Raw genomic sequence first — 9,352 nt, forward strand, 5'->3', positions numbered from 1 at the left:
TTATCTTTCAACGTAATCACCCTCACACATCCTTTTATATTTGACTCTTTGATAAGAGTATTAACATAAAAGGATTGGTAAATTCTGTGTGGAAGAACTTTTAATAATTTTTTGGCCTACTAATAGTATGTACTAAACACCACTTACAGCAGAGTAAATTTAATAACTAAGGTGTCTGTTAAAATACAGCACCTTTTTAATTTACAGAATTATATTTCAAAATGAAATAACTTTATATGTGTACATATTTATGCACACATATAAAGCTGTACTTACAAAATAATATTATATAATTATAATATAAATAAAACTGGAAGCTATAAAGCATTTGTAATGTGTTATAATATAAAAACAGTAAAAAAGGAACAATTAGTAAAGGACGGGAAAACATGAAAAAAAAATTAGAATATACAGCTACAAATACTGGACGTCCATTTTCAATAAAAGAAATGATAGCAGCTGCAAACCTAAAACTTGAAGGATACACAGACAAAGAAATAAAACAAAAATCAATGGAAGAAAACATATTTCAAGCCAGAAGTGAACACTATAAAAATAAAATAGCAAAAACAGTACTTATGAGATTAAACACATTAGATGAATATCTAATAAATAGAATGGCTACTAGCGATATAGAAACAGCAAAACAAATATTAATATATTCCATAATGAAAAGTGATAGATTTTTCTTTGAATTTATGGATGAAATATATAAAGACAAAATAATCCTTAGAGACTATAAAATAAACGATAGCGATATAAACATATTTATACAACGTAAACAAGAACAAATACCGCAAATAAGTGAATGGACAGAATCAACAATTAACAAGCTAAAGTCACAATATACATCAATGCTATATGAGGCTGGATTTATAAATAGAACAAAAGAGCATATAGAAATAATACAACCATTAATAGATTATCAACTAAAAAATCACCTTATAGAAATAGGTGATGAAGCTTATCTAAAAGCAATGATAGGAGAGCTATAAAATGAAAGATATACACCAAAGACTAAGTGAAATAAAAGAAAAAATAACAGAAGAATCATTCAGAGAAAACAAAGGACTAGGAAATGAAATAGGGTTCCATATATTTGACTACGAACCAGAATACGAAATGCTAGTCAGAGACTATATACACAATCTAAAAAGACAAATAGAAAGAGAACATGATAACATAAAAATCAAAGAATTTGATCTATATGAAATCATGCTAGAAGCACTAGACGAAAAAGGATACCTACAAAAAAACTTCCAAATGGAACAAAAAAAAGGAAGCGAGTACGTATTCAAAGCAACAGAAAAAACACTAAGACTAACATCTCAAAAAGAAGACAATAAAATAGTCCAATATATAATAGACAAAACAGCATATGACGAAATAGTATTCCTAAGCGGAGTAGGAAAAGTATGGCCTATAATAAGATCACATACTGTATTAAACAACTTACATAGAGCACTAGACCATGTTCCAGTAGTATTATTCTTCCCAGGAACATATGATGGGGGTTCTCTAATGTTATTCAATGAAATAAAAGACGACAATTACTATAGAGCATTCCAATTAGTGGACAAATACTAATCATAGGAGGGGAATAAATATGATATTAAGAGATATGTATAACAAAGAAATTGATAGAGATATCAAAGGAGTTATAAAAGTAGGACAAGATGACAACGAAAATATATATCAAGAACTTGATGAATACGTATTAACAGAAGAATTAAACAAGCACTTTGACGTATTCTTTGAAAACTACAAAAAAGGAATACTAGGTCACACTGATAAAATGGGTGTATGGATATCTGGTTTCTTTGGATCAGGTAAATCACACTTCCTAAAAATACTATCTTACCTATTAGAAAATAAAGAGATAAATGGTAAACAAGCAGTAGATTTCTTTGAAACTAAGATACAAGATCAAATGGTATTAGCAGACATGAAAAAAGCTACAGACACTACTACAGATGTAATACTATTCAACATAGACTCAAAAAGTGAATCAAGCTACAAATCTTCTAAAGATGCCATACTAAAGGTATTCAATAAAGTATTTGATGAAATGCAAGGATACTGTGGGGCACTACCATGGGTAGCAGATTTAGAGCGTCAAATGGTAAAGGAAGGTATATACGATAAATTTAAAGAAGCATTTGAAGAAGAATCAGGAACAACATGGGAAGAATCTAGAGAAGATATATTCTATGAAGAAGATTCTGTTGTTGAAGCATTAGTAAAAACAAGAAATATATCAGAAGATGCTGCTCGTAACTGGTTCAACAAAGCAGAAGAAAATTACACATTAAGTATAGAAAAATTCGCAAAAAGAGTTAACGAATATATAGAATCAAAACCTAACAACCACCACGTAGTATTCTTAGTGGATGAAATAGGACAATATATAGGTGATGACTCACAACTAATGCTTAACCTTCAAACAGTAATAGAAGACTTAGGAATATATTGTTCAGGTAAGTGTTGGGTACTAGTTACATCACAACAAGATATAGATGCCATCACAAAAGGGCAAGTAAAAGGAAATGACTTCTCTAAAATACAAGGTAGATTTAATACTAGACTAAGCCTATCATCAGCTAACGTTGACGAAGTTATCAAAAAACGTATATTAGAGAAAAAAGAAGGAGCAAAACAAAGCTTAGAAATACTATTTGAACAAAAAAGCTCAATCCTAAAAAACCTTATAACATTCACATCTGATACAGCAGAAATGAAAACTTATGGGCATAGTAGAGACTTTGTAGAAGTTTATCCATTTATACCATACCAATTCAACTTACTTCAAAAAGTATTTGAAGGAGTAAGATTACATGGAGCTAGTGGTAAGCATATATCAGAAGGGGAAAGATCATTATTAGGAGCATTCCAAGAAAGTGCTATAAGATACAAAGACATGGAATTAGGAACATTAATACCATTTTCAGTATTCTATCAAACAGTAGAAGCTTTCTTAGATAGTAGTATAAAATCAGTTATCTCAAAAGCAGCTAAAAACACAAGATTAAATGAATATGATGTAGAAGTACTAAAGGTGTCATTCCTATTAAAATACGTAAAAGAAATGAAACCTAACCTAGAAAACCTAGCTACATTAATGGTATCTAACATAGATGATGATAAAATAGAAACAAAAAAGAAAATACAAGAATCATTAAACAGACTTATAAGAGAAACACTAATACAAAAAAATGGAGACGACTACGTATTCCTAACTAACGATGAACAAGATATAAACAAAGAAATACAAAACATGCAAGTAGAAATAAGCGAAACTATAAATAAAGTAGGAGAAATAATATTTGCAGAAATATACAAAACAAACAAATTTAGATACTCTCCTAAAAAAGACTTTAGTTTCAATAAATATATAGACAATACGCCTCAAGGGCTTACAAATAATGAAATAGGAATAAAAATAATAACACCATACAATGACATAGATGAACTTACACAATACGATTTAAGAGCTATGTCATCAAGAGAAAACAACGTAATAGTAAAACTAAGCAATGATACAACATTCTTAGAAGAAATAGAAGAATCATTAAAAATAGAAAAATACATGAGACTTAACAGTGGTTCTAGATCCAACGCAACAATAGAAGCAATAAAAATGCGTAAAGGTGAAGAAAAGAATGAAAGAAGAGATAGAGCAAATCTATTATTAAGAGAAAACATAAGAACTGCTGAAATATATGTAAACAACAACTTACTAGAAATAAAAGAAAAGAACCCAGAAGATAGAATAAACGAAGCATTTAGAGCATTAGTTGATGTAGTATACTCAAAGCTCGGATATATCAAGAAAAACATAAGCACTACAAGAGAAATCCAAGATATATTATCACAAGATAATATAGTACAAATGGGATTTGAAGGAGCTAATGATGATGCCAACAAACTTGCAATAGATGAAGTAACTAGATTTGTAGAAAGATATAGCATAGGAGCATCTATAACAGTAAAAAGTATAATGAACAACTTCTCAAAAGCACCATATGGATGGGAAGAAATAGATATACAAGGTATAGTAGCTAAATTATTCAAAGAGCAAAGAATAAAGCTTGAATATAGTAATGAAAACCTAACATCTAATAATAGAGATTTATTAAACTACATTACAAAAAGAGACTATGTAGAAAAAACTAAAGTAAAAACTAGAGTAGGAGTATCAGCAAAACATATAAAGTCAGCTAAAGATATATGCAAAGATGTATTCTTTAGAACAATTACAAAATCAGATGAAGATGGAGTAATGAATGATTTTAAATCTATAGCTAAAGATAACTTACATGAATTAGATAAATTACTAGATAAATACAAAACAGTTCGTTATCCAGGTAAAAAAATATTGCAAGAAGGTAAGTCATTAATAGAAGAAGTATTAGATTATAGAGAGCCAGTAGAATTCTTCGAAAGAGTATATAAATTAGAAAATAACTTCATTGACTATGAAGAAGATAGTGAAGAAGTATTAAAGTTCTTCAAGGAAGGAAATACTCAAAAGAAAAACTTTGATACAGCACTAATAAAAATAAAACATGCAAATGATAATATGGATTATCTAGATGATGCAGCTAAAGGTATAGTTAACTCTATGGTAGTAATAGTTGATATGGATAAACCATACAACAAAATACATGAACTACCTATGATAATAGAAAGCTACAACGAAAAACTACTAAACTTATATGAAAAAGAAGCAGAAGTAATAAGACCAGTAGTAGACACTTACAAAGAAGAAGTAATCAATTATCTAAATAACTTTGACTTTGCAGATGAATATAGAAGTATGCACGCAAAGAAATTCAATGACCTTATGGAAAGGTTAGATAATGCTAAGCAATTTAATGATATATTAGCAATATCACAATTATCAGAGCGTACTAAAAATACATCTATACAAGAAATAAATAGAGAAGCAGAAAAAAGAAAACCAAAACCACCAGTGGATCAACCTGGACAAGTGGCAGTGCCACCTACACCAGCACCAAAGAAAACTAGAGTAGTATCTAAAACAACAATGATGCCACATCAACCAATGGTATCAAGTACAGAAGATATAGAAATAATATTAAAAGATATGAGAACTAGACTAGAAAAAGAGCTTAATGAAAAAGGTGAATTTAAGCTAATATAGTATTAATATGAAATATAAGTAGATGCAGAGATGATTACTTTGAGGCGGTGTAGATATGGCTATAATATACGAGGATAAGAAGATTTTACTAACAGAAGAGTTAGCAAAGAGATTTGTAAACAAATTAAAAAGTAAGAACTTAGAAGCAAGTAAGAAAAGAGATATATTTTTAAAGCAGGCTAAATCAGAACTCAAAGTAAAAAATGTAAATAATATAACCGTGATAACTACAAAAAGATAAGTAAAATAATAGTTAATATTTACAAATAGAGGCATTATCAAAACTTATGATAATGCCTCTTATAAAATAAAATAGAGGGTGAAATAATGGACAAATCTAAAGTAAAAAACTTTGCCACAAGTGCTAGAAATAAGCTAATCGAAGGAGTAAGACAAAAAGCTTATGGACTAGGTATAAGTGACAAAGAAATAAAAACAATAGAAAACTTATCAGATGGAAGTAGACTTGAAATAAACAATGAATACAAATACCTAACTAATAGCGAAGCAAAAAACAGAGACAAGCTAATAGAACAAATAGAAACAAAAGGCTATGAGCAAGTAATGGAAGAAGTAGCCTACACTTGGTTCAACAGGATAATAGCTATTAGATTTATGGAAGTAAACGACTACTTACCTACAGGAGTAAGAGTATTATCAAGTGAAACAGCTTCAAAAGTAGAACCAGATGCAGTAACACAGGCTCATTCTTTAATAGAAGAGCTAGAACTACATAGAGATACAGTGTTTAAGTTCCAAGATAACAATGATAGTGAAGGATTATTCAAATACATATTAATCAAACAATGTAATGCACTAGGAAATATAATGCCAGTAATGTTTGAAAAAATAGAAGACTACACAGAACTATTACTACCAGACAACTTATTAGTAGAAGGGTCAGTAGTTAGAGATTTAGTAAGTAATATTAGTGAAGAAGATTTTAAAGAGCAAGTAGAGATAATAGGTTGGTTGTACCAATACTATATATCTGAAAAGAAAGATGAAGTATTTGCAGATTTAAAAAATAATAAAAAGATAACTAAAGAAAACATACCAGCAGCTACACAGCTATTTACTCCAGATTGGATAGTTAAGTATATGGTGGAAAACTCATTAGGTAGACTATGGTTAGAAGGACATCCTAATGAAGAGTTACAAAGTGGTTGGAAGTATTATTTAGAAGAAGCTAAGCAAGAGCCAGAGGTAGAAACAGAGCTTGAAAAGATAAGGGAAGAAAGCAAAAGCTTAAGTCCAGAGGAAATAACAGTACTAGATCCATCTATGGGAAGTGGGCATATACTTGTGTATGCATTTGATGTATTGTATCAAATATATCTTCGTTCCGGGTATAGTGAAAGAGAAATACCAAGGCTTATACTAGAGAAGAATATATATGGACTAGATATAGATGACAGAGCAGGGCAGTTAGCTTATTTTGCTCTTATGATGAAGGCTAGAAGTTATTCTAGAAGGATATTTAGGGATATGGAGAGAAATCCTATATCTCTTAATGTATGTTCTATACAAGAGAGTAATGGATTAAGTAAGGTAGATGTAGAGTACTTTGCTAATGGAGATGAAAGTCTTAAGAAGGATGTAGAGTATTTGGTCGATGTATTTACTGATGCTAAGGAGTATGGTTCTATACTTGAGGTTGAGGAAGTTGATTTTGAGAAAATTGAAAATAGGTTAGTTGAGATAGAAGAAGATATCGCTGATTTATTTAGTAAGGAAAATAGAGAGAGAATACTTGGTGTAATTCCGAGTATTGTAAATCAAGGAAAAGTAATAAGCAAAAAGTATGATGTATGTATCACAAATCCTCCCTATATGGGAAGTAAAGGAATGAATACTGAATTAGGAGAGTTTGTCAAGAAAAAGTATCCTAATAGCAAGTCAGATTTATGTATGACATTTATTGAAAGAGGATTGAAATACACTTCATGTAGGGGTATTTTATCATTGGTAACTATGCATTCTTGGATGTTTCTATCTTCTTATGAAAAGTTAAGAATAGACTTAATACAAAATTCTACATTTGATACACTTTTACATTTAGGTATGGAAGCTTTTGAAAATATAGTAGGTAAAGTAGTTCAAACAGTAGCTTTTACAGTAAGAAAAAGAATAGTATCTAAATATAAATCTACAAATGTAAGATTAGTTGACTTCTATGATTCGAGAAGGTATGAGAAAGAAATCAGATTTTTTGATCAGAAGTATAGGCATGTATCGTGTCAAGAAAAATTCAAGTCTATACCAGGTACACCTATAGCATATTGGGCTAGTGATTTAGTAAAGGTTATATTTGAAAAAGCGGATAAGTTAGGAGATGTTGGTCAACCACAACAAGGTTTATCAACTACTGATAACAATAGATTTATTAGAATGTGGTCAGAAGTGAGTAGCAATAAAATTGGGTATAATATACTAAATAGTGAAGAACTTTTAAATAAACACTTAAAATGGGTTCCTATAAATAAAGGGGGAAATTTTAGAAAATGGTATGGCAATAATGATTCAGTGTTAAATTGGGAGAATGATGGTTTTGAGATAAAACAAAATGTAATACAGAAATATCCATATCTAAATGGTAAGTATGAGTTCGTAGTAAAAAATGAAAAAAATTATTTTAAAAGAGGGATTACATGGTCTAAGGTGACAACATACTTATTCTCAACTAGATATACAGATGTAGGATTTATATTCACAGATGCAGGAATGAAGTTGACAATTGATGATGAACTTATAAAGTATGCAGGTGCATTTATGAATACAAAGTTAGTTAATGAACTATTAAAATTTATATCAGAGACAATGAACTATGAACAAGGTAATATTTCGAAGTTACCATTTATAGTAACTAAAGATAATAATTTAAAATTAGCAATAGAAAACTTATTTGATATGAATATATGTATATCAAAAAAAGATTGGGATTCGTTTGAAACTTCATGGGATTTCACAAAACATCCTATAATTGAATTTAAATCAAATAGCATAGAAAACTCATTCAATAACTGGACACAGTTTACAGAAAAACAATTTAACCAACTTAAATCTAATGAAGAAGAACTAAACAGAATCTTTATAGATATATATGGATTACAAGATGAATTAACACCAGAAGTTGAAGACAAAGATGTAACTACCCGTAAAGCAGATAGAGACAGAGATATAAAATCATTCATATCTTACGCAGTAGGATGTATGATGGGTAGATACACTTTGGACGTAGAAGGACTAGCATTTGCAGGTGGAGACTTTGATATAAATAAATACAAAATATTCGAAGCAGATGAAGATGCTATAATACCAATCACAGATACAGAGTATTTTGAAGATGATATAGTATCAAAGTTTGTAGAGTTTGTAGAAGTAGTGTTTAGCAAAGATACTTTAGAAGAAAACTTAAACTATATAGCTGACACAGAGTGCTTTAAAAGAAAAGCTAATGAAACTAGTAGAGATTGCCTAAGAAGATACTTCTTAAAAGGATTTATGGAAGATCATCTAAAGGTTTATCAAAAAAGACCTATCTACTGGATGTTTGACAGTGGTAAGCAAAATGGATTTAAAGCTCTTATATATATGCATAGATACAATGAAAGTATGGTTGCAAAGATTAGAACTGATTACTTACATACTTTACAAAGAAAGTATGAGTCAGAGATTGATAGATTAGATAATGATATGAACTCAGAAGTAGTAACAGCTAAAGAAAAAGCTGCTGCTAAAAAGAGAAAAGAAGTACTTCAAAAGCAGTTAGTTGAGTGTGTAGCTTATGACCAAGTTATAGCTCACGTTGCTCATCAAAGGATTGGGATAGATTTAGATGATGGTGTGAAGGTTAATTATCAAAAGTTCCAAGAGGTTGAAGTACCACAAGGTGATGGTAAGAAAGATTTAAAGGCAGATTTATTATTTAAAGTTAAGATGTAGTTTTAAGATGACTATGTACAATTAATTGTATATAGTCATTTTTTTGTATTAAATATAAAAAAATGATGATAAAATTAAATATATAGTAAAATATGTAAATAAAGGTAAGCGTCAAAGAATATCCGACTAGAATGCCAATATTTTTTTAGCTAAAATATCAAGTATATAAACTTGAATATGGAGGCTAACTATGTCAATTGAACAGAGTGAAGTAAATTGGGATGAAATTCTAGAAAAATTTGA

5 protein-coding genes are annotated in these 9,352 nt (G+C 29.6%); all 5 read left to right on the plus strand.

Annotated features, from left to right (window positions below; translation table 11 throughout):
• Nucleotides 1-389: 389 nt before the first annotated feature.
• The 5 genes from ACRC03_RS05895 to pglX all read left to right on the plus strand — a co-directional run bounded on the left by ACRC03_RS05895 (nucleotide 390) and on the right by pglX (nucleotide 9,109).
• Nucleotides 390-995, plus strand: coding sequence for a DUF1819 family protein (locus ACRC03_RS05895; protein WP_438651629.1), 606 nt, complete (start codon nucleotides 390-392; stop codon nucleotides 993-995).
• 1 nt (nucleotide 996) lies between these two features.
• Nucleotides 997-1,587, plus strand: coding sequence for a DUF1788 domain-containing protein (locus ACRC03_RS05900; RefSeq protein ID WP_438651630.1), 591 nt, complete (start codon nucleotides 997-999; stop codon nucleotides 1,585-1,587).
• 19 nt (nucleotides 1,588-1,606) lie between these two features.
• A complete protein-coding gene (brxC, locus tag ACRC03_RS05905) occupies nucleotides 1,607-5,164 on the plus strand; it encodes a BREX system P-loop protein BrxC (RefSeq protein WP_438651631.1) in 3,558 nt (1,185 codons plus the stop codon).
• A 55-nt stretch (nucleotides 5,165-5,219) separates the two neighbouring features.
• Nucleotides 5,220-5,405 (plus strand): hypothetical protein, encoded by a 186-nt coding sequence (locus tag ACRC03_RS05910; RefSeq protein ID WP_438651632.1) that lies wholly within the window; start codon nucleotides 5,220-5,222, stop codon nucleotides 5,403-5,405.
• A gap of 86 nt (nucleotides 5,406-5,491) precedes the next feature.
• Nucleotides 5,492-9,109 (plus strand): BREX-1 system adenine-specific DNA-methyltransferase PglX, encoded by a 3,618-nt coding sequence (gene pglX, locus ACRC03_RS05915; RefSeq protein WP_438651633.1) that lies wholly within the window; start codon nucleotides 5,492-5,494, stop codon nucleotides 9,107-9,109.
• Nucleotides 9,110-9,352 lie beyond the last annotated feature (243 nt).

Source organism: Romboutsia sp. (genome assembly GCF_051659545.1).
Lineage (GTDB): Bacteria > Bacillota > Clostridia > Peptostreptococcales > Peptostreptococcaceae > JBOFOR01.